We start from the raw sequence: 23,853 nt of genomic DNA on the forward strand, positions 1-23,853 counted from the left end.
GTTGACTTTTTTCACCAGTGATTTTGGGATTTTTTAATTCCCCCTTCAGGGGTTAGGGGGTGTCTGTTACACAACCTTCGTCAGCCGGCTTTACAGATTTTGCATATTTATATAAAATGCCTTTTGTTGCTTTTAAAGCCGGTTGTTTCCAATTGGCTTTTCGTTTTGCGATCTCGTCGTCACTTACTTTTAAGCTGATCGTATTTTTCACTGCATCGATTTCGATGATATCATCATCATTCACCAATGCGATCAATCCACCATCGAATGCTTCGGGAGTAATATGACCTACTACGAAACCATGCGTGCCGCCGCTAAACCTGCCATCTGTTATCAATGCAACAGACTTTCCTAATCCTGCGCCGATAATAGCACCGGTTGGCTTCAGCATTTCAGGCATGCCGGGTGCCCCTTTCGGACCGATATAACGAATCACCACCACATCACCAGCTTTTACTTTGCCCGATGCTATGCCTTCGATAAAATCCTTTTCGCCATCGAATACCCTGGCTGTTCCTTCAAAACGTTCGCCTTCTTTGCCACTGATTTTCGCCACACTTCCCTTTTCAGCCAAATTGCCATACAGAATTTGCAGGTGTCCCGTTTTCTTCAGCGGCTGTTCAAGCGGGTAAATAATTTTCTGTGCGTTAAAATCCAGATCCGGCACACCTGCTAAATTTTCTGCTACTGTTTTACCAGTTACTGTCAAACAATCGCCATGGAGCAAGCCATTACTTAATAAATATTTCATCACGGCAGGAACACCGCCATGCTTGTGTAAATCTTCCATCAGGTATTTACCCGAAGGTTTAAAATCAGCCAACACCGGAATGCGGTCACTTATCTTTTGAAAATCATCCTGTGTTAAATTCAGGTCAACACTTTTTGCCATTGCAATCAGGTGCAACACTGCATTCGTACTTCCGCCCAATACCATGATCACAGTGATCGCATTTTCAAATGCTTTACGGGTCATGATATCTTTTGGCGTAATATTTTTTTCCAGCAAAATTTTTATCGCTTTGCCGACTGCTTCACATTCTTTTTGTTTGTCTTCACTCAAGGCCGGGTTGGACGATGAGTTGGGCAAACTCATTCCTAATGCTTCAATAGCAGAAGCCATTGTATTGGCGGTGTACATACCACCGCAAGCACCGGCGCCGGGGCAGGAGTGTTGTACTATTCCTTTAAAATCATTTTCGCTGAGGTTACCGGCTATCTTCTGGCCTAATGCTTCAAAAGCACTTACAATATTCAGGTCTTCGCCTTTATAATGACCGGGAGCAATGGTGCCGCCATATAACATGATTGATGGCCTGTTTAATCTTCCCATAGCCATCACAGCACCGGGCATATTTTTATCACAGCCAGGTATGGCGATCAATGCATCATAATATTGAGCACCGGCATTGGTTTCAATACTATCAGCGATTACATCACGGCTAACTAAACTATACCGCATGCCGTCCGTTCCCATACTGATACCATCACTTACACCAATAGTATAAAATCGTAAGCCCAGTAAGCCATCTGTTGCGTTCACACTTTTGCGAACGCTTACAGCCAAATCATTCAGGTGCATGTTGCAGGGATTGCCATCCCAGCCCATACTTACGATTCCAACCTGTGCCTTATTAAAATCTTCTTCTTTAAATCCAATCGCATAATACATGGCCTGTGCCGCTGGTTGCGTAGGATCCTGTGTTAGTGTCTTACTGTATTTATTTAATTCACTCATGCCAATTCTTCTATTTTATTGTATTCTTTTTCTGTTACTCTATGTTTATATGCATCTTGTATAATCTTTCCGACAGACTGCGCCCATGGCAGTACAAACTTTACATCATCAATACTTTCCCAGCCTATGACTTCCGCTGCTGTACCACAGAAAAAAGCGGCATCAGCTTTTTTTAATTCATCCGTCGTAAATAATTTTTCTTCGACAGGTATATTTAATTCCTGGCACAGTTCAATGACAGTAGCTCTTGTAATGCCGGGTAAAATATTTCCTGTCGCCGGTGTGTATAGCTTGCCATCTTTTTCAAAAAACACGTTGGCGCCGGGGGCTTCTGCCACAAACCCGTTCATATCATTTAGCAACGCTTCATCATAGCCAGCGGCTTTTGCTTCCTGGCTGGCAAGAATAGAATTCACATAATGGCCCGATGCTTTCGCTTCTATTTTAAAACCTTTGGGGTTGGGACGTTCAAACGAAGATGTCATTACCCGGATCAGTTTTTCACCCAGGAAAGGTTCCATCTTCCAGGCTTCAATAACAATAAAGGATTCTTTGTTTTTATTAAAGCTCATATTGGCAGGAGCATATACTACCGGCCGGATATAAGCATCCTGCAGGTTGTTTTTTTGCAATACCTGGTACGTAGCATCAATTAGTTCAGTCGTATCAAACGGATAAGGCATATTTAAGGCGAGTGCTGATCTTTTCAAGCGTTCGTAATGTTCTACTTCTTTGAAGATCTTTGTTTCACCGCTCGCTACCCGATAAGAACGGATGCCTTCAAATACCGCATAACCATAATGCAATGATTGGCTATAGAAGTCGGTTTTTGCTTCCGCCGCTTTTACCAGCTCACCGTTGTGATAAATAATTGTATGCTCGTTGTAATACATATGCCCCTCCAAACCTCCCCGAAGGGGAGGCTTTTAAAATTTTTAAATTGTAATTCTCTTTCTTATTTCGGCGGCCTCGCAAGTCCTTCCCTTCGGGAAGGATTTAGGATGGGCCAAACAAGAAACCCGCCTTTTCGGAGGCGGGTTTCTAAGTATTTCGTTTTTGATATTTATACTAGTAATCCTCCTCCGTTAAGTGCAGGTATAATAACGACTACCACAATAATAATTGTGGTGATGTTTAGGCCATTATTTACTATGCTTTTTAACATGAAGGAGTTTGTATTGCGAATATACTCCCGCCAACTGTAAAAACAAAGAACTTTTTTGGCCCCCTTCCGACTTCCCCCGATAGGGGAAGCTATCAACACACAGCCCACGCTTTTCAAACTTACTTTTTACTTGCTCAATTCTCGCTATTCGGCGTTGTGCGTTACCTAAGTCTCCCCTTTGGGGAGATTTAGAGGGGCTTTATATAATTGTTGACTTACTCAACTCAATATTTTCTCTTTTTATCGATCCGGGAATTTTCCCCTGTACGTAATCACTGATCAATTCACCGATGGTGGATGTCAAATAAAAATTAACGGGGTCAATGTCCTTGGTCACAAAGCCATTTTGCAAAGTCCAGGTCACTGCCTCACGCACCAGGTCAGCTTCTTCCTTTAATTCAAAATGATCGAGCAACATGGCCGCCGAAAGAATTGAACCCAATGGATTGGCAATGTCTTTACCGGCTGCCTGTGGATAAGAGCCATGAATAGGCTCAAACAGCGCTGAGCCATTACCGATAGAAGCAGAGGGCAATAACCCCAACGATCCACTGATTACACTGGCTTCATCACTGATGATATCGCCAAACATATTTTCGGTCAACACTACATCAAATTGTTTGGGATTAATAATGATCTGCATAGCAGCATTGTCGACAAACATATATTCAACAGTGATATCCGGATAGGAAGTAGCCAATTCCTGGACCACTTTTCTCCAGAGCCGCGAGGTCTCTAACACGTTGGCTTTATCAACCAATAATAATTTCTTTCTTCTTTTTTGTGCATATTGAAAGGCAAGATGGGCTATGCGCTCAATTTCTTCGCGGCTATAAACACAATCATCGGACGCCTGTGTGCCTTCTGCATTCAATTCTTTTTTCCCAAAATAAATTCCGCCAGTCAATTCACGGAAAATGACAAAATCAACACCTTCAATATTTTTTGTTTTCAGTGGTGAAAGATGGTGCAAGGCAGGGTAGGTGTTAACCGGGCGGATATTGGCAAATAGTTGCAGTGACTTACGTAGCTTCAATAAACCTTGTTCCGGTCTTACTTTAGCGGTAGGATCGTTATCATATTTTGGATGCCCAATAGCTCCAAATAGAATGGCATCACTTTTTAAACATACTTCAATTGTTTCGTCTGGTAGGGGATTGCCTGTTTTGTCAATCGCATCGGCACCCATCAGGCAATGGGAATATGTAAATTGGTGATTAAAAGTTTCTGCGATGGCATTCAGCACACGAATCGACTGTTTGGTTACTTCCGGACCAATTCCATCTCCCTCTATGACTGCAATGTTTTTTTTCATGATCTGTGTGTTTATGTACGGACTATACAGTTATTGGTTGCGGTTTAATTAAACTAATTTGTTTGCCCTGTTGCAATTCCATTTTTTGCAGGATGCTGGCAGGTATTTCGTTGTCATAGTGACTTACGTAGATCAGGGTGGTAGCTGAGCAATTGCAGATAGAATCGATTAGTTGCAAAAAATGTTTGGTTTGATGATCATCTAATCCTTGGCACGGCTCATCCAAGACCAGCAGCGCAGGATTTTTTATCAATGCTCTTGCCAACAGTGCTTTGCGTTGCTGTCCGGTTGATAAAAGAAACAATGGCTTTTCCCGCTGATCCGTTAAATCAAAAAACTCAAGCCATTCATTTACCATTTGTTCCTGCTCGTTGCTTAACAAACGGAATAGCCCCATGGTATCAAAGAAACCGGATCCAATTACATTGTGCACCGAAGTGCCCATATCAAAAAACTTGTGCAGCTCTGGTGATACAAAACCTATTTTCTTTTTTATATCCCAAATGCTTTCACCGGTGCCACGACGTTTGTCAAACAGAAAGATTTCCTGCGAGTAGGCCTGGGGATTGTCAGCAGTGATCAAACTAAGCAATGTTGATTTGCCGGCACCATTATGACCTTTTACCAGCCAATGTTCTCCTTGCTTTACTTCCCAGTTTATGTTTTGTAAAATGATCTTGTCGCCATATTGAATGGTGACGTTTTTCATTTTTACAATATTGTCATATTTATCAATCCGGCCCGAGAACAAAGAAGCATTGATGTTGTTCTTGTCTTCCCTCGCATTCTCCGGGTGAAAGGCAACAAATGTTTTTCTTTCACCTGCCTGTACCAATTTTCCATTGAATAATTCAGCAATATGCGTTATGCAGGAGGGCAGCTCTCTTTCGTCGGTAACGAGGATAAGTGTAGTACCTTTTTTGGCAAGCTCATCTATAATGTGATGTAACTCTTTCCTGCTACTCACGTCTAAGCCGACAAATACATTATCCAGTATTAATACTTGTGGCTGTAGCACCAATGCTTTTATTAACTGTAGCTTTTTTTGCTCACCATTTGAAAGCTGGATCAACGGCGTTTGCCTCCGGTGTGATAGACTCAGTTGATTTAATAACAAGTCAACTTCACTGGATGCACCAATGGTTTTTTCCAGTTCCTGTTCCACTGTTAATGCATCTTCCGCATCACAGCTGTTGTAGCGTTGCTGGTAGTAGAAGTCAGAAACATTAGATAAGTTTTTCAACGTTTCCGACGATTCTAATAAAACAGTTGTTGGCTTCAGAAAAGAATGATGGGTATAGTTAATTTCAATGGAACCTTTTGTAAATAATTTTCCGGCTAAAGCTTTTGCCAGCGAGGATTTACCACTACCGCTTTCACCAATAACAGCCAAATGCTGGCCGGCTTCAATAGTAAAAGAAATATTGTCCAATACAGTTTTGCCAAACTGTTGTGCACTGATATTTTTTACTATGATAGAAGCTGATGACATTACAATGTTTCCTCGAATTGCTCGATATCTTTTTTTATACTTAATAAATAATCGATATCATTATATCCGTTTAACAAGCAGGTTTTTTTATAACTGTTGATATCGAAATGTTCCTGATCTCCTGTTTTATCGATCGTGATGGTTTGTTTTTCCAGGTCGATGGTCAGTGTAGCCTCACTATCCTGTTCAAATATTTTTTTCAGGAAAGCTTCAGAAACCGTGACCGGAAGCACACCGTTGTTGAGTGCATTATTTTTAAAAATGTCAGCAAAGAAGCTGGATACAACAGCCCTGAATCCATAATCTAAAATGGACCACGCAGCATGTTCCCGGGAAGAACCACAGCCAAAATTTTTACCCGCTACTAATATTTCACCTTTGTATTGCGACTGATTTAGAGCAAAATCTTTCTTTGGCTTTGTTTCATCGTCATTTTCATACCGCCAGTCACGAAAGAGATTTTTACCAAAACCTTCCTTGGTGGTTGCTTTCAGGAAGCGGGCAGGGATGATCTGGTCTGTATCGATGTTTTCGATATTGATCGGAACAAACCGGCTATTGATGGTTCTTAATGCTTTCATAAGCCCCTTCCCGACCTTCCCCGAAGGGGAAGGCCACCAATGCACAGCCCCCGCTTTCCGGAAAGTCTTTTTTTATTTTTTAATAATGTGATTTGCATGTTTCAACTTTTTGATCTTATCAGCAATTTTCAACTCTTCGGGTCTGTGCTTAGCCAAGTCTCCCCTTCGGGGAGATTTAGAGGGGCGGCATTTCTCTTACATCTGTTATCACGCCTGTAATAGCTGCTGCTGCAGCCGTTAAAGGGCTTGCCAATAATGTTCTTGCACCAGCACCTTGCCTCCCTTCAAAATTTCTGTTGGAAGTAGATACGCAATATTTGCCCGCGGGAATTTTATCTTCATTCATACCCAGGCAAGCTGAGCAACCTGGCTGACGAAGCATGAAGCCGGCTTCTTCAAAAATCTTATCGATGCCTTCCTGTTTTGCCTGTGCTTCCACTTGTTTGCTTCCTGGTACAATCCATACTTCTACGTCTTTGGCTTTATGTTTTCCTTTTACGAATGAAGCCACCATGCGCAGGTCCTCGATTCTTGAATTGGTGCAGCTGCCGATAAAGACATAATCCACTTTTTTGCCCTTGATCGTAGCGCCTGCTTCAAGGCCCATATAGTTTAAGGACTTTTCAAAGGAGGCTTTTTCTTTTTCGTCTATTTCGTTTAGGGCAGGAACATGTCCTCCGACGCCAATTCCCATTCCGGGGTTGGTGCCATAGGTGATCATAGGTTCTATTTCTTCTGCCTTGACGAAAATTTCCTTATCGAATTTTGCGTCGCCATCGCTATACAGCGTTTTCCAATAAGCAACGGCCTTGTCCCAGGCTTCGCCTTGTGGGGCAAACTTTCTGCCTTTAATGTAATTGAATGTTGTTTCGTCCGGAGCGATCATACCACAACGGGCACCCATTTCAATGCTCATATTGCAAATGGTCATTCTTGCTTCCATCGATAATGAACGGATAGCAGAACCTGCAAACTCGACAGCATAACCAGTAGCGCCACTCGCTGATATTTTTGAAAGGATATACAAAACAATGTCCTTACTCACTACTCCCTTGTTCAACTGCCCGTCGATATTGATACGCATCAGTTTGGGCTTGCTTTGCAACAGGCATTGCGTGGTCATCACCATTTCTACTTCACTGGTGCCAATACCAAAAGCGATATTACCAAAGGCTCCGTGTGTGGAAGTATGGCTGTCGCCACATACGATCGTCATGCCGGGCTGTGTGATCCCAAGTTCAGGCCCTATAACATGAACAATGCCCTGGAACGGGTGTCCAAGGCCATATAATTCGATACCGTGCTCTTCGCAATTTTTCTTCAATGCTTCTACCTGTCGGCGGGATAATTCTTCTTTGATGGGCAAATGTTGATTCAGGGTAGGTACATTATGATCCGCTGTCGCTACAATTTGTTTGGGACGAAAAACTTTTATTCCTCGTTTATTCAGTCCGGCAAATGCCTGTGGGCTTGTTACCTCGTGAATAAAATGCCGGTCAATATATAAAACAGATGGGCCATCTTCAATCGTTTTGACGATGTGCTTGTCCCAAATTTTTTCAAATAATGTTTTCGCCATAGTGCTAAACGTTTATGCGGTTTCTACAGCAGTGTATTCTTTTGCCATTGCATGTAAGTCTTCGTCCGCCACTTCCTTCTTCAAATCCGCCACTTTTAAAAATTCTACATACAATACATCGATATCGTTTCTGGTATATTGATAACCCAGTTTGTGAAAGCGATGAGCCAATGCTGAGCGGCCACTCCTGGCAGTAAGCACGATCTTAGAGACGCCGGCACCTACTTCTTCAGGATTGATGATTTCATAAGTCAATGCTTCTTTTAAGAAACCATCCTGGTGAATACCGGACGAATGCGAAAATGCATTAGCACCAACGATAGCCTTGTTAGGCTGAACCGGCATACGCATGGTTTCAGAAACCAATTGGCTGATGGGGTTGAGTTGTTGTGTATTGATATTGGTATAAAAACCCAGTGAATGATGTTGTTTCAGGATCATTACTACTTCTTCCAGCGAAGTGTTACCCGCTCTCTCACCCAGGCCGTTAATTGTACATTCTATTTGTCGTGCACCATTGATCACACCGGAAATAGAATTGGCTGTTGCCAGCCCCAGGTCATTATGACAATGGCAACTCAGGATAGCTTTATCGACGTTGGGCACATTATTGATGAGGTAGGCGATTTTTTCACCATATTGATGTGGCAGGCAATAACCGGTAGTATCCGGAATATTGACAACTGTTGCGCCTGCTTTGATCACCGCTTCCACCACTTTAGCAAGATATTCATTGTCGGTACGGCCGGCGTCTTCCGCATAAAACTCAACATCATCCACAAAGTTCTTGGCCCATTTTACAGCCTGGACAGCCCTGGCCAATATTTCTTCCCTCGTTGAATTGAATTTTGCCTTGATATGAAGATCAGAAGTACCGATACCGGTATGGATCCGTGGACGTTTAGCAGACTTTAATGCTTCGGCGGCCACTTCAATATCTTTTTGCACCGCCCGGGTTAGACCGCAAACCGTGGCATTTTTAACCACCTTACCAATTTCATTCACCGATTCAAAGTCTCCCGGTGACGAAATAGGAAATCCTGCTTCGATGATATCAACTCCAAGCTCTTCTAATGCAAGTGCCAGACGTATTTTTTCCGTTGTGTTCAGTTTGCAACCAGGTACCTGTTCACCATCCCTGAGGGTGGTGTCAAAGATGTGGATTTTGCCATCAGCCATAATTAAGTAATATATTGTGGTGATAAAAAAACAGGCTGCTTATTTTTGTACCGCTTGCTACCGACAACAAAACAAGCAACCCGATCATCTAAGGTAGCCCAGATGTACGGGCAGGTAAAACCAAAATTGACCCTGTTTTACAGAGTTTAAAAAGGGGAAAATCCCCTGAAACCCTTTGCTGTAAAGGATTTTAAATCACCTGAATTACGATGCCCAACCGGTCCACAGATGCCCTTTTTCAACTGGTAAAATCGCTGGAAAAGTCAGAAAAGAGGAATTTTAAGCTATATGTGAGGCGAAACTCCTCCAGCGACACCCTGAAAACTATCCAACTCTTTGATGCTCTGGACAAACTGAATGATTACGACGAAGCATTGCTATTGAAAAAAAACAAGTCGATCAGTAAGCAGCAGCTTTCGAACATCAAGGCCCAATTGTACCGCCAGATTTTGTCCAGCCTGCGGATCATAAAGGATGAAAATAATATTGATATTCAGCTACATGAGCAAATGGACTATGCCCGCATCTTGTTTAACAAGGGCTTATACCTGCAAAGCCTGAAGGCTCTTGACCGGTTGAAAGATACCGCCCGGGCCCATAACCAGGTTACCTACCTGCAACAGGCGTTGTTTTTTGAAAAAAAGATCGAAGTCCTCTACATTACCCGCAGCATGCAAAACCGGGCGGAACAACTGAGCACTGAAGCCAACCAGGTAAATGACACACTGGCGCTGATCAATAAGCTGTCCAACCTTTCCTTGCAACTGTATAGCTGGTATATTCAACATGGTCATGCCCGTAACGAAAATGATATTAAAAGCATCCGGCTTTTTTTTGAAACTCATTTACCCCCGGAAGCAAAGTCAGCCCAGGGGTTTTATGAAAAATTATACTATTACCAGAGCCAGTGCTGGTATGCTTTTATCCGGATTGATTTTTTACAGTACTACCGATATTGCCAGAAATGGGTAGATCTGTTTGACAAAAACCCGGACATGCTGGCCGTGGAAACAGCCAGTTATATAAAAGGAATGCACAACCTGATGAGTGCCCATTTTGATTTGCTCAACCATGAGAAACTGGAAGAAACAATCAAACAGTTTGAAAAGTTTACCCGGCATAAGCTGGTAATCCAAAATGATAATAACCGCATCCTGGCTTACCAATATTTATATACAGCCCGTATCAATCTCTATTTTTTGCAGGGCACGTTTAACAAAGGACTATTGATGGTGCCGCACCTGGAAGAGATGCTTAAGGAATATGGTCTTTATCTCGACACGCATCGGGTGCTGGTGTTTTATTATAAAATCGCCTGCCTGTATTTCGGCAGTGGTAACAACGAAAAAGCCATTGATTACCTCAACCGCATCATCAATCAAAAATCAGGATTGAGAAATGACCTGCAATGTTATGCGAGATTGCTTCACCTGATTGCTCATTATGAGCTGGGCAATTTTGACCTGCTGGAATACCTGATCAAATCAGTGTATCGGTACATGTCGAAAATGGAAAGTCTGAGCCGGGTGGAAGAAGAGATCTTTGCTTTCTTACGCCAATCCTTCCACGTAGGCGCCAGGGCACTAAAGCCCGAGTTTGAAAAACTGCTCCACAAACTCAAGAAATACGAACACAATCCCCTCGAACGGCGGGCATTTGCCTATCTCGATGTAATCTCCTGGTTGGAAAGCAAGATTCATAATGTGAATGTGCAAGATGTGATCAGGGAGAGATACAAGAGAAGAGTGAAATGAAAGGACTTACTCTCAAGCGTTCAGGCCATTTTTCCCGCTTTCAAGATATCCTTTTGGGAGTGAATGAATACTTAATTGAGAACCCTATTCCATCAAAATTTCTTGAATAAAATTTCGTATTGTAATCGAATAAAATTGGATCTTTTCTTTTGTAAATATTTAAAACCCTAACATAAGGACCTAACTCCAGAAAAGATGTGGGGGAAATTCTCTTCATTCCAGAAATAGAAATAAGTATTGAATTTCCATAGTATCGAAACCCAGAATATTTATTATTTGCAGTAGGGAAGGGTTTTGCTCCATTGTAAGCCTGCTGAAATGAAAAATTGACTATATTCTCTAATCCAAAATTCAATGCATATTTATTTAATTTTATAAGCTGATAATAAATACCAACAGGGCATCTGAGCAAATGAAATGTATAATTACGAGTGCTCGTACCAATAAGGATGCTGTCTGTTCCGATGTTTAGAAGTCTGTGATCATAGAACCTGCTAAAAGTAAATTTATTTCTATAATATCCCGCACCAATGTAAGCTGTTATTTGTTTTGTAATTTCTTTTTCGATCAATGCATCTATTCCAAAATTAATTGTAGTTGTTGAATGTCTTTTATAATCGAATGGAAACGATGCATCTTTAAAATCAGCTTTTTGAAAGTCTGACTGGACAGAAACTCTTACCGAAAAAATAGGCTCTTTACTTTGTGCAAATAGAGAGTTTTTGAATAGGAATGAACACAAAAATAGAAGCGGAAATATTGAAAAAGGCGATTTGTTTTTTTTCATAAAACCATTTTCAATAGTAAATTATGAAGATGCTGTCGCTATTCCTATACCACAAGCCGGAACTTTTAATAAGTGCCACAATGTGGTTAAGCAATAACTCTTAACGAAGAAGGCCTCGGCTTTTTAGTGCCGATTAAGTTTTTATTTCTCGCCATAGGGGTAAGCCCCTTACCGGTTGTCCCATTTATAAACCATCTTGACAGGGAATAGCCATATTTTAGCTGATCACAGGATATTGCAAGTGGAACAAAGTCATACTGCCATCGTCAGGTCGCTGGCGCCAACCAGCGAAACGGCCTTTGAGCATTTATTTAAAATGCATTTCAGGGGTTTGCACGCCTATGCTATTACCATTTTGAAAGACGAGGCGATGGGAGAGGAGATCGTGCAAAATGTGTTTTATAAATTTTGGGAAAAAAGAGATCAACTGGCGATCGAATCTTCGCCAAAGGCTTATCTCTACAAAGCTGTTTATCATGATTGCCTTAATTATATCAAACATAAAAAAGTAAAATCAACACATGCCATGCATGTAGTGCGACAGGCGAATGACAAAATTGAAAATGCATCCGATAAAATATTGCAGGGTGAATTAAAAGAACATATTCATGACGCCATGAATGAACTGCCGGAGCAGTGTCGTACCATTTTCCAGATGAGCCGGTTTGAAGGATTGAAATACCAGGAGATCGCCGATGAAATGGGCCTGTCTGTAAAAACGATCGAGAACCAAATGGGCAAAGCACTGAGATTATTGCGGCAAAAGCTTGTAGAGTTTTTGCCTTTACTGATTTTATTCCTGTTCAATAGTAAACCCTGAAAATATTTGGAAAACTTTACACACGATAAAATGGATGAGTTGCTGGTGAAATACCTCACCGATGAAGCTACTGTGCCGGAGCAAAAGCTGGTAGAGGAATGGATCAGTGCCAGCGAAGCCAACCAACATTATTTCCGGCATTTTCAAATGATCTGGGAGCAAAGCCGTCAATTGGCTGTAACCACATCGGTAGATGAAAATAAAGCCTGGCAAAAATTTCAACGCAGGATAAAAAAGGAAGAGGGGCGTAAACAGCGCCAGGGTTTCGGCTGGTGGAAAATAGCTGCAAGTGTTTTGATCATCGTAACTGCTGGCCTGGTCATCCGGTCACAATGGCAAACCGAAACGAAAAATCCTGAAGTGCTTAGTGTTGTTGCTGCCAACGAAGTGAAAAAAGACACCTTGCCGGACGGTTCAGTAGCAACGTTGAACAAACATTCTGTTTTATCCTATCCATCTTCATTTAAAGGCAAAACAAGAAAAGTGAAGTTGAAAGGAGAGGCCTTTTTTCATGTCACGCCAGATAAAACAAAACCTTTTATCATTGATGTAAATGATGTGCAGGTAAAAGTGGTGGGCACTTCTTTTAATGTAAGAAGTATAAATGGCTCCACGGAAGTTATTGTGGAAACAGGTGTTGTGCAGGTAACAAGGAATGGAGTAATGGTTGAACTGAGAGCAGGAGAACAGACCTCTCTTGTGAATGCAGACACTTCATTGCAGAAACAGGAGACTGAAGATAAATTGTATAACTACTATGTTAGTAAAACTTTTGTTTGTGATAATACGCCTCTTTGGAAACTGATCGAGAAACTGAACGAAGCTTATGATGTTAATATCAGGATTGAAAAGGAATCATTGCGAAAACTTCCGCTTACCGTGACATTTGACCAGGAATCACTGGATACCATTCTTGATATCATCGGCCAGACCCTGATGATAAAAGTTTCAAAAAAAGAGAATGAAATTATTTTGCACTAATTGATCAGCCGGAACATGGTAAACAAGAAAGGGATATTCTACGGATCGCTAATGCTGATTTTTATGCTGTATTCAGTTTGCAGTGAGGCGCAAAATATTTTAGACAGGCGGGTGTCGTTTACCGCCGACCGGCAACGGCTGGATGATGTGTTAGCCATTATCAGCAACAAAGCAGGCTTCAGTTTTTCCTATAACAGTAATATTTTAAAACGGGATAGCCTTGTTAATTTATCCGTAAACAATAAAACGGTGCGGCAGGTACTGAATCAATTATTTAACGGCGCTTATGAATTCAAGGAGAGTGGTAACTATGTAATACTACGCCGGGTGAGTTTGCAACTTACTACTGTTACAAAAACAGCACCCGCAAAGGACAACAGCTGGTTCATTTCAGGTTATGTGGTAAATGCTGAGACAGGTGAACGGTTGAGTGATGTAAGTATATATGAAACCACGCATCTCACCTCTACATTGACAGATGCCAATGGTAATTTTAAAATCAAACTAAAGGATAAATATAGAACCACTTCGCTGGCGATAAACAAGGATGCTTTTGAAGACACTATGGTTACCATTCCGCAAAAATTCGATCTGCAATTGGTGATTGCGATTGTGCCGGTAGTAAATGAAACTGTTGTTTCGGCTCCCAACAGTTTTGAATTGGCTGATACAAGTACCAGTTCAATTGTAGCCGATACTACGGAGGCAAGCACTTCTGTCAATGAAGTAGAAGAAACGGGCATAGCAAGATTTTTGTTGACAGCTAAACAAAAGATCAGGAGCCTGAACATGAAAAAATTCTTTACCGAAAAACCTTTCCAGTTTTCTGTTGTGCCGGGTGTGAGTACACAGGGTAAACTAAGCGGGCAGGTGGTGAATAATTTTTCATTCAATTTATTCGGCGGATATACGGCTGGTGTCAAAGGGTTGGAGATTGGTGGACTATTTAATTTGAATAAAAAGGATGTACGATACTTGCAGGGAGCCGGGTTGTTTAATATCACCGGTGGATCAGTAACTGGTTTGCAAATCGGGGGTCTTCAAAATACGGTGTTGAAAAATGTGAAAGGGCTGCAGGCTGCCGGGATTAATAGTTATGTAAAAGGGAATATGCGTGGATTGCAAATTGCAGGAGTGGCCAATATCAGCGGCGGCACGATGAAAGGTTTCCAGGCTGCGGGTGTGTTTAACTACCAAAACAGGAATGTTGGCGGAATTCAAATCGGCGGAGTGGGCAATATTGGTGGTGGACTGGTACGGGGAATACAGGCCAGTGGCGTATTTAATTATGCGAAAAAATTAAAAGGATTACAGATCGGTATCATCAATATAGCCGACACATCGGATGGATATAGCATCGGGTTGATCAATATTGTTTTGAAAGGATATCATAAGTTATCTCTTTCAACCAATGAAGTGGTCAATGGCAACCTGTCTTTTAAAACGGGCAGCCGTAAGCTCTATAGTATCCTGCAGGCGGGTATGAACCTGGATCGAAAAGATGACAAGCTTTATACATTTGGTTATGGGCTGGGCACAGAGTTAAGGTTAGCCAAATGGTTTTCCATCAATCCTGAGCTGGGTTCTCAATACGTCTATCTTGGAACCTGGGATTATCTCAATTTGCTGAATCGGTTAGACTTGCAGTTCAATATAAAATTTGGAAAACGATTTTCCATTTTCGGCGGGCCCTCCTTTTCTGTGTACTACTCTAAGCAACCCGCTGCTGTTGATGGTTATAAATACAACATTATTCCGAGCTCTTATAAAAGCTTTGAGCTCGGTGATCCAAAAGTTCGCGGTTGGTTTGGCTGGAGTGCGGGAATTAATATCTTTTGATTAGCTCTGTCAGGAGCTTCCTGTTTGTTGGAAATATTCATGGAATCTGCATTGGCTCTGTAGGAGCCTCCTGTTTTGTTCTACGGGCGACCCCTATGGAGTCTGTTTAATAATAAATGATGACTATCTATAAACAGGTTGTCACTACGTGGCAATTGTATCAACACAATGACATCATTTCATACGCCCCGATTGAAAAAGGTTTTATTGTCTTTTCAATTGTAAACATTGCTGTGACGAAAAATAAAATTAACTGACGCCATGAAAACGGAACGTAGAAGGGTGTGACACAACAGGCGATGCCATTAGCACTGCAGCCGACGACAAAAAAATATTTATTATAAACGATCAGCATTCTTCCTGATAACAAGCATTTAACTCTTTTTCATCTCAATAAAGTAGGGGTTTGATGAAAGCAGGTTGTCACATTTTGACAGCAACAATCATTAAACACAATTTTTATTTTATGAAAAAAACTTTTCTTCTTATGACACTCTCCGCTTTATTACTGGTGGCCTGCGATAAAGAGAAGGTAGTGCAGTCAGATGATCTTCCCGCCAACGCCAGCGGGTTTGTAACTACCCACTATCCCGGCAAACAAATTCTGCAGGTCGTAAAAGAATTGGATAACCTGAAAACCTATTTTCATGTTTACCTCAACAACGGCACAAAACTCGATTTTACCCGGCAGGGAAATATCAAAAAAATAGAAGGAACGGAAGCCATACCAGGTACGGTTATTCCTTCGCTTGTTTTGGAATATGTCGACACTCATTATCCAACAGATTTTATCCGCGGCTGGGAAATCAAGGATGCTTCACAGGAAACCAAGCTTTCATCCGGCCTGCAACTCGAGTTTGACAAAAACGGAAATTTTTTGCGGGTTAAAGGATAATCGACCCAAAATCATCAATTGCCATAAGAACAGATCTCGCAGATTTCGGTGATAAACACCCATTTAAGGTTGTTGTCCCGCAGTCTGCGGGATTTTTTTATTGAGGGCAAATTATGTTCAAAATTTTCTCATCCCGGAAACATTTAAGTCCCTACTTTTGCGCAATTTGTTTTTAAAGAGCAGATTCTTTTACAACTATGTCAACAACCCGACCTTCCGCTGTTTTGCTGTTACAAGACGGCACTGTTTGTTATGGTAAAGCTTTTGGCGCCATTGGTACTACCACCGGCGAAGTATGTTTTAACACCGGCATGACCGGCTACCAGGAAGTATTTACTGACCCCAGCTATTATGGCCAGGTTCTCATTATGAATGCTGTACATGTGGGTAACTACGGAGTGAAAGAAGCTGATGTGGAGTCTGACAGTGTAAAAATTAAAGGGCTGATCGGTCGTAACCTCGAAGACCAGTATTCAAGAAAACTTGCACAAGGTTCGCTGGAAGATTATTTGAAAACACACAACATTGTGTCGATAGCTGATGTGGACACAAGAGCTCTCGTCGCACATATCCGCACCAAGGGAGCCATGAATTGTATCATCTCCTCCGAAACTACAGATATTAATGAACTAAAAAAGAAGCTTGACGCAGTACCTGATATGGACGGACTGGAGTTGGCTTCGCATGTCAGCACCAAAGAAACATATGAGCTGGGTGATAAAGATTCTGCTATCCGCATCGCAGTAATGGATTATGGTGTAAAAAGAAATATCCTGAACTGTATGGTAGAAAGGGGAGCACATGTAAAAGTGTTCCCGGCCAAAACGCCGTTGGATGAAGTAAAGAAATTTGATCCGCATGGTTATTTTATTTCCAACGGGCCTGGTGATCCTGCTCCAATGGATTATGCAGTAAGCAGCCTGAAACAAATTCTAAAAGAAGAGAAACCTGTATTTGGTATCTGCCTGGGCCATCAGTTGCTGGCATTGGCTAATGATATCCCTACTTTTAAAATGCATCATGGTCATCGTGGTTTAAACCATCCGGTAAAAAATTTAGTTACCGGGCGATCAGAGATCACGACACAAAATCATGGATTCGGCGTAGATCCTGAAGCTGTAAAAAAAGCTGATCATATAGAAGTAACGCATGTCAATCTAAATGATCAATCGATCGAAGGTATACGGGTAAAAGGCAAACCGGCGTTTTCAGTGCAGTATCACCCGGAAGCTACACCCGGTCCGCATGACAGCCGTTATCTTTTCGACCAGTTTATACAAATGATAAAAGAACAGAAAAACTAATAAATTGCCATCCGCCCAGGCGGATGTTTTTTTTATGTTTCCGGAATTACATACCAATAGGTTCATCCTAAAACAGATTGTTGCTACTGACCAGGCTTTTATTTTTAAAGGCTTGAGTCATCCCGAGGTGATTCCATTTTATGGGGTCTCCTATAAAACATTTGAAGAAGCAAAGTCACAAATGGATTTTTATGATGGGCTATGGCGGGAGAAAACGGGTATCTGGTGGAAAATTGTTGATCGTGACAATAGCGAGCCGGTTGGCGCCTGTGGCATGAACTATTATAGTGCTGCACATGAAAAAGCCGAGATCGGCTATTGGTTGCTGCCACAGTTTTGGCGGAAAGGCATCATGCCCGAAGTGATGCCCGTAATGATCCGTCATTTATTTACTCACTGGAAATTGCATCGCCTCGAAGCGGTGATAGAAGATGGTAATGAAACAAGCTGGCGGCTTGCAGAAAGGCTGGGTTTTAAGTATGAAGGAAAGCTAAGAGAAGCGGAAATCAAAAATGGGAAAAGGGTCAATTTGCTTTTATACAGCTTACTGGCCAATGAAAGTAAATAGTATCCGTTAAATTCGTTATTTATAAATCAGCATTGTTTAATGAAGATAGCGATCATCAATGGCCCCAATCTTAACCTGCTCGGTAAAAGAGAACCCGGTATATATGGCAACCAGTCTTTCGACGATTTTTTTGAAGAGTTAAAAGCATCGTACCCGCAAGTTTCCTTTAATTATTATCAAAGTAATGTTGAAGGCGAGTTGATCAATGAACTGCAACGAGTGGGTTTTGACTTCGATGGTATTGTGCTTAATCCCGGTGGCTATACCCATACGTCCGTTGCAATCGGTGATGCGATTGCGGCAATTAAAACTCCGGTTATAGAAGTGCATATTTCAAATGTGCATGCACGGGAAGATTTCAGAAAGCTTTCCCATGTATCAGGGAAGTCAGCAGGCAGCATAATTGGCCTCGGAATGAAAGGCTATGTGCTGGCGGTGGAATATTTGATTTCCCAAAATCAATAAGTCATCTTCTCCTCGTAGGGGAAAACCATCATCTTGTTTTCACCGCGACCGGGTGAAAATACACCTAAGGTCGCTTAATGCTATAGCAGGCTTGTAAAAACTGTTTTCCCTGATTATATTGCTCCACCGTTTCATGACCACATTCTGCGGAAGTTTATAATATGAGCCACCTAATTGCTTTTTTCAAAGGACGAACCGCCCCTGTCTTTTTTTTGCTTGCTGCTTTCCCTGCATTTAGCCAGGCGCAACTAACAGCGAATTTTTCAATGGATAAATCCGGCGGCTGTTCGCCGTTGTCCGTTTCTTTTTCCAATCAAAGTTTTGGAGCCTCGGCCAATGCCATATTTCGCTGGGATTTTGGAAACGGTAATACTTCAGCACTTCCCAATCCCGGTGCCATTTATACGGAAGAAAAAGAATACACTGTTACGCTCACCGTCACGGACGGAAATCAAACTTCGTCTAAGACAGCTACTATTACTGTTTATAAAAAACCGACAGTTGACTTTACAGCAACTGCGCCAAAAGTTTGTATACCTGCTGCTGTCAGCTTTAATGCTAATGTCACAGCCGGTGATGGTTATATCAGCAACTATTCCTGGGATTTCGGCGATGGCCAAACACAACAAGGCTATGGTCAAACAATGACTCATTATTATAGCTACCAGCAAAAGCCGGCTGTTAATCTCACCGTTACCAATAGCTACGGCTGTTATAATACCGTCACAAAGACCAACACCATTGAAATACTGGGAAGGATCGAGCCAGTGTTCACCACAGATAAAAATCTTTTATGTTCACTCGATCAAACCTTGCAACTAACCAATAGCAGTACCGGGCCGGGTTCCTTGCTTTATAAATGGAATTTTGGAGATGGCACCAGCTCCACTCAAAAAAATCCTGTCCATCAATTCACAAAAAAGGGAGTGTACCCGGTAACCCTGACTGTTTCTAATACGGATGGCTGTTCTGCCACCAGTTATCCTGTCTCCGTTAATGCAGCTTACTTTAATACGGATTTTAATGTCCGTCCTCTCTGTCGTGAACTGTCGTTTACCAGTAGCAGCTATTTATATCCCAATAACAGTTTGTGGAAGTTTGGTGATGGTAATTCTGTCAATTCTTATTCGGGTGCCAGTCATATCTATGCCAACCCGGGAACTTATGATGTTACACTTATCAATACCTACGAAACCTGCAAGGATTCAGTTACTAAAACAGTGAAGGTGGAGGACCAGGTAAAGTTTAATAGCTCAATAGAAGTGCCGGGCCTGTTATGTAAAGCGGGGAATTCAATTTTTAAAAGTAAAAGCGACACACCTCCCGGCAGCAGTTATTGGGAGTTTGGAGATGGCTCCACCAACAACTGGTGGACGGAAGTAAATCATGCTTATGCCGAGGCCGGTACTTATACGATAAAATTGACCAACACTTTTGGAACTTGTAAAGAAACAGTAACAAAACAAATAGTGGTAAACGATCTGCCGGATCTGAAAGGTTTTGTAGTGGATTACGGGGGAGTATGTGGTTCACCCGTGAATATAAAATTTAAAGACACGACGGCGGGTGCGGTAAAATGGCAGTGGCGGTTGGATTATTTTTCCAACACCAATTTTTCTACACAACAAAATGCATCGTACAATTTCACTTATGATGGATATTACTGGGTTTATCTTACGGTAGCCAATGCAGCAGGCTGTTCCAGCAATATCTCCAGGCAGGTGAATGTGTTTAAGCCCAGCGTCAATATCTCACTACTCTCGTCCAGCAGTTTCCGGTGGAACTATGATTGTGATTCACTGAAAGTAAAATTAGGTGCTAATGGCAACCAGGTTATTAAAACTTATAATTGGAGTTTTGGCGATGGTACTACCTCTGCTGACGCAACACCTGAACATACTTACCACAAAGAAGGGGCGTATACTATCACATTAAATTATACTACGGAAAGTGGTTGCCAGGGTACAACAACTTATTCTGTAAGAGTGTATGGAAAAGCGAAGGCAGATTTTATCTATTCTATTCCCTGTGGCAATTCTTTAGACCTGCAATTTTCTGACAAGTCTAATTTCGCAGATAGGTGGGAATGGAATTTTGGCGATAATGGGTTTGCTTTTTACCAGACGCCTTATCACACTTACAGGGATACCGGTAAATACAATGTTCAATTTATTAGCCATATCGGCCATTGCTCCGATACAATTGTAAAACAGGTTTATGCCAATGTGTTGCCTTCTTTCGTAACAATTACCAAAGTTGAAAATACCTGCGAGGGCACCCGGGGCACCGTCAGTTTTGATCAGCGTTCTTTGCGTATTAGTAGCGGCACCTGGAACTTTGGCGATGGCACCACAATTCCTTATGATACAAGTGTACATCTTGTAAAACATACGTATACTAAAACTGGTACTTACCAGGTGACCCTGACAGGAGTATCAGGCAATTGTACCTTGACCAGCACGCAACAGGTAACCATTTTGCTCAAACAAAATCCAGTTTTGACCGGCAATAAAACAGAGATATGCAGTAATGATAATTTGACGGTGAAGATCACCGGCGTGGAGACGAATCCCCATACAGGCAATTGGGAGTATGGGCAGTATTATGTGTCAAAGTTTGAGCACAACACCGGGGCTATCTACAATGGCTATATCTATGATTATTTTAAGTACACCACTTTTAATGGCACACTTCAGAATTTCAAGGCAGGTACTACCAGCATGAGAGCCATTATAACCGCCGCTAATACCGGATGCACGGACACTACTAGTTACATCAGTTTGAAAGTAAATGGTCCCATCGCAGGGTTCAAAATTGCCGCCAATGATATTTGTTATAAATCTTCATTTGTATTTGAAGACACTTCTAAGACTTCTACCAATACGCCGTTAAAAACATGGCAATGGGATTTTGGAGATGGAGAATATGCTACATACACTTCATCGGCTAAGGTGACGCATTTGTACAAGACACCCGGCAACTATACAGTAAGGCTGACTGTTACGGATGCGAGTGGTTGTCAATCTGCATTTAGCTACACGGTTAATGCCAAAGGGCCAAAAGCCGCCTTTACTGCATCGGGTTTATATGTTCCCAACGTGCCATTGAATACCAATGTGACTTTTTATAACAATACCATTTCCTGGTACAGCAATTCAGTTAATTATAAATGGCTATATGGAGACGGGGCCAATTCTAACGAATACTGGGGAGAACATACGTATACAAAAGCCGGCACCAATACAGTTAAACTAATCGCTAATGACCCAAGTATATCCTGTGCTGATACAGCCATACAGGTGATAACGGTCAAAGACTTTAATACCGCATTTAGTTTTACCACTAATTATCTTACCAATAATAGCTGTCCGCCTGTTGTTGTTCGCATCAATAATCTTTCTGTCGGTTTTACAAGTCTTAAATGGGACTTTGGTGATGGAACCACTTCCAGCGATCAATATTATCCTTCGCATGTGTATGACAAGCCGGGAACTTACCGGATTACTTTATACACCTACGGGTATAATGGCCTCACGGGAACCTACAAGGATTCTGTCACCATCAGTGAACCATCTGCGAAAATAAGTGCGGATATACTGAAAGGTTGTACATCACAGCAGGTAACGCTTTCAGCTGATGTTAAAAACACCACGAAATATACTTGGGACTTTGGTGATGGTACGATAAATAATAATGCCACTGCATCATCGGTTCATAAATACCTGACGCCGGGAGTATACCAGCCAAAACTGATCGTGAAAGATGCCGGTGGTTGTACAGCTACATCAACATTGCCGGAAAAAATTATTATTGATAGTCTGTTTATCGCTATAAAAGGAATACCTGCGCAGATTTGTGATTCAACTAAAATATTTTTTACTCCTGATGTAAGAAGTGTGGCGGCTGACCAGGCCGGCGTGCCGCTTATTTATCATTGGGATTTTGGTACCGGCAACGCAGAGGATACATCCAATATAAAAAATGCCATATTCAATTTTAATAAACCGGGAACCTATACGGTGAAATTTAAAGTGACTTCACCGTTTGGTTGTGTAAAGGAAGTATCTGAAAAAGTAACAGTTTATAAAAAAGCAAAAGCAGGTATTACAGGCATTGGTGAATTATGTGCAGGGGGCAGTGTACTGTTCAAAGGCAATGCAAGCATGAGCCCTGTTGATTGGGCATGGAATTTTAATAATGGAAATACCAGCAACGCACAAAATCCCGCTGCGCAAACTTTTGATCAGGCAGCTGTTTACAACGTACAGTTGGTGGTGAAATATAATGGCTGTTATGATACGACTACTCATCAATTGGTTGTTCATCCTAATCCTGTTACAAATGTGTCGGCAGTTAAAAATCAGTTGTGCCGTGGGGAAACAATTCAACTAAGTGCAACCGGTGGTGATACATTTTTATGGCAATCAGCCACCGGGTTAACCAGTGCCACCATCGGCTCTCCATTGGCCAGTCCAATTCAAACCACAAAATATGTGGTTGATGTAACCAATGGTTTTGGTTGTACAAAGCGGGACTCAATTTTATTGACTGTTGTGCAACCTTTCAACATGGTAATGGCCACCGATACATTTGTTTGTAGCGGATCCAATGTGCAGCTAAATGTACGGGGGGCCAACTCTTACCAATGGATCAATTCAGTCACCGGATTAAATAATACACAGATCCCGAATCCTGTTGCCAGTCCTGTTGTTAATACTGTCTATACGGTTGTTGGCTCCGATGCATATAATTGTTTTAAAGACACCCTGTCTGTTAATGTAGCGGTGCGACCGTTGCCGGCAGTTACTGCTGAGCCCGACTTCCAAATGCTTGCAGCAGAAACCCATCAGCTAAGAGCAACGGCAAGTAATGATGTAGTGAAATGGCTGTGGTCCCCTGCTGATTATTTGAGTTGCGCAAGCTGTCCTTCTCCCATTGCTCAGCCAAGAAGACCTATGGATTATATTGTCACTGTCAAAAATCAATATGGATGCCAGGCGTCCGATACAGTAGGTGTCAGGCTGGAATGTGCCGACAACTTCGTGTTCATTCCAACAAGTTTTACACCTAACAATGATGGAAAAAATGACGTCTTCTATATAAAGGGTAAAGGCATTGGCATTATCAAATCGCTGATCATTTACAATCGTTGGGGTGAGATGGTGTTTGAAAAAAGAAATTTTGGTATTGATGACCGGTCAAATGGATGGGATGGAAAAAATAAAGGACTACTAGTGCCCACCGGCGCCTACATTTATTTTGCAGAAATGGAGTGTGACAGCCGGGCGCCTATAATTAAAAAAGGAACGGTGACTGTTGTATATTGATGTCAAAAAAACAGCCCCGCGGAACGAAGGTTTCGCAGGGCTGGCAAAAAATAAGCAGCAGGTA

At 41.9% G+C, this 23,853-nt stretch carries 17 protein-coding genes; 9 read left to right on the forward strand and 8 right to left on the reverse strand.

Annotation, left to right across the window (positions count from 1 at the left end; translation table 11 throughout):
- Window positions 1-52 precede the first annotated feature (52 nt).
- From ilvD to P2W73_RS06860, 7 genes are all read right to left on the reverse strand, one after another.
- On the reverse strand, window positions 53-1,738 hold the full coding sequence (gene ilvD, locus P2W73_RS06830) for a dihydroxy-acid dehydratase (protein ID WP_276501256.1): 1,686 nt from the start codon (window positions 1,736-1,738) through the stop codon (window positions 53-55).
- Window positions 1,735-2,631: a branched-chain amino acid transaminase gene (locus P2W73_RS06835; RefSeq protein ID WP_276501257.1), complete on the reverse strand. Its 897-nt coding sequence runs from the start codon at window positions 2,629-2,631 to the stop codon at window positions 1,735-1,737. Before P2W73_RS06835 ends, ilvD begins: the two co-directional genes overlap by 4 nt.
- Window positions 2,632-3,102: 471 nt before the next feature.
- Complete coding sequence (gene leuB / locus P2W73_RS06840) at window positions 3,103-4,218, reverse strand: 3-isopropylmalate dehydrogenase (protein ID WP_276501258.1); 1,116 nt, start codon at window positions 4,216-4,218, stop codon at window positions 3,103-3,105.
- A 22-nt stretch (window positions 4,219-4,240) separates the two neighbouring features.
- A complete protein-coding gene (locus P2W73_RS06845) occupies window positions 4,241-5,710 on the reverse strand; it encodes an ATP-binding cassette domain-containing protein (RefSeq protein ID WP_276501259.1) in 1,470 nt (489 codons plus the stop codon).
- Entirely contained in the window at window positions 5,710-6,291 is a 582-nt protein-coding gene (gene leuD / locus P2W73_RS06850) for a 3-isopropylmalate dehydratase small subunit (RefSeq protein ID WP_276501260.1), read from the reverse strand. The genes P2W73_RS06845 and leuD overlap by 1 nt, the downstream gene beginning before the upstream one ends.
- Before the next feature lie 175 nt (window positions 6,292-6,466).
- Window positions 6,467-7,870, reverse strand: coding sequence for a 3-isopropylmalate dehydratase large subunit (gene leuC, locus P2W73_RS06855; protein ID WP_276501261.1), 1,404 nt, complete (start codon window positions 7,868-7,870; stop codon window positions 6,467-6,469).
- A gap of 12 nt (window positions 7,871-7,882) precedes the next feature.
- A complete protein-coding gene (locus P2W73_RS06860; protein WP_276501262.1) occupies window positions 7,883-9,049 on the reverse strand; it encodes a 2-isopropylmalate synthase in 1,167 nt (388 codons plus the stop codon).
- 209 nt (window positions 9,050-9,258) lie between these two features.
- On the opposite strand from P2W73_RS06860, the gene P2W73_RS06865 reads away from it, so the two are divergent.
- On the forward strand, window positions 9,259-10,803 hold the full coding sequence (locus tag P2W73_RS06865) for a hypothetical protein (protein ID WP_276501263.1): 1,545 nt from the start codon (window positions 9,259-9,261) through the stop codon (window positions 10,801-10,803).
- A gap of 40 nt (window positions 10,804-10,843) precedes the next feature.
- Here P2W73_RS06865 and P2W73_RS06870 read toward each other — a convergent pair whose 3' ends face one another.
- A complete protein-coding gene (locus tag P2W73_RS06870; RefSeq protein WP_276501264.1) occupies window positions 10,844-11,590 on the reverse strand; it encodes a hypothetical protein in 747 nt (248 codons plus the stop codon).
- A 196-nt stretch (window positions 11,591-11,786) separates the two neighbouring features.
- Here P2W73_RS06870 and P2W73_RS06875 point away from each other — a divergent pair, with 196 nt between their 5' ends.
- From P2W73_RS06875 to P2W73_RS06910, 8 genes are all read left to right on the forward strand, one after another.
- The gene (locus P2W73_RS06875) at window positions 11,787-12,410 is read left to right on the forward strand and encodes an RNA polymerase sigma-70 factor (protein WP_276501265.1); all 624 of its coding nucleotides are present in this window, start codon (window positions 11,787-11,789) and stop codon (window positions 12,408-12,410) included.
- Between the two features lie 6 nt (window positions 12,411-12,416).
- Window positions 12,417-13,391 carry a FecR domain-containing protein gene (locus P2W73_RS06880; RefSeq protein WP_276501266.1) on the forward strand — a complete coding sequence of 325 codons (975 nt, stop codon included), beginning with the start codon at window positions 12,417-12,419 and terminating at the stop codon, window positions 13,389-13,391.
- 15 nt (window positions 13,392-13,406) lie between these two features.
- Window positions 13,407-15,230, forward strand: coding sequence for an STN and carboxypeptidase regulatory-like domain-containing protein (locus P2W73_RS06885; RefSeq protein WP_276501267.1), 1,824 nt, complete (start codon window positions 13,407-13,409; stop codon window positions 15,228-15,230).
- A 466-nt stretch (window positions 15,231-15,696) separates the two neighbouring features.
- Window positions 15,697-16,125 carry a PepSY-like domain-containing protein gene (locus P2W73_RS06890; protein ID WP_276501268.1) on the forward strand — a complete coding sequence of 143 codons (429 nt, stop codon included), beginning with the start codon at window positions 15,697-15,699 and terminating at the stop codon, window positions 16,123-16,125.
- Window positions 16,126-16,322: 197 nt separating this feature from the next.
- On the forward strand, window positions 16,323-17,429 hold the full coding sequence (gene carA, locus P2W73_RS06895; RefSeq protein ID WP_276501269.1) for a glutamine-hydrolyzing carbamoyl-phosphate synthase small subunit: 1,107 nt from the start codon (window positions 16,323-16,325) through the stop codon (window positions 17,427-17,429).
- Between the two features lie 4 nt (window positions 17,430-17,433).
- Window positions 17,434-17,997 (forward strand): GNAT family N-acetyltransferase, encoded by a 564-nt coding sequence (locus tag P2W73_RS06900; RefSeq protein ID WP_276501270.1) that lies wholly within the window; start codon window positions 17,434-17,436, stop codon window positions 17,995-17,997.
- Window positions 17,998-18,036: 39 nt separating this feature from the next.
- Window positions 18,037-18,462 carry a type II 3-dehydroquinate dehydratase gene (aroQ, locus tag P2W73_RS06905; protein ID WP_276501271.1) on the forward strand — a complete coding sequence of 142 codons (426 nt, stop codon included), beginning with the start codon at window positions 18,037-18,039 and terminating at the stop codon, window positions 18,460-18,462.
- 161 nt (window positions 18,463-18,623) lie between these two features.
- Window positions 18,624-23,789 (forward strand): PKD domain-containing protein, encoded by a 5,166-nt coding sequence (locus tag P2W73_RS06910; protein ID WP_276501272.1) that lies wholly within the window; start codon window positions 18,624-18,626, stop codon window positions 23,787-23,789.
- The last annotated feature ends 64 nt before the right edge of the window (window positions 23,790-23,853 follow it).

The organism is Terrimonas pollutisoli (genome assembly GCF_029360765.1).
GTDB classification, from domain to species: Bacteria; Bacteroidota; Bacteroidia; order Chitinophagales; family Chitinophagaceae; genus Terrimonas_B; species Terrimonas_B pollutisoli.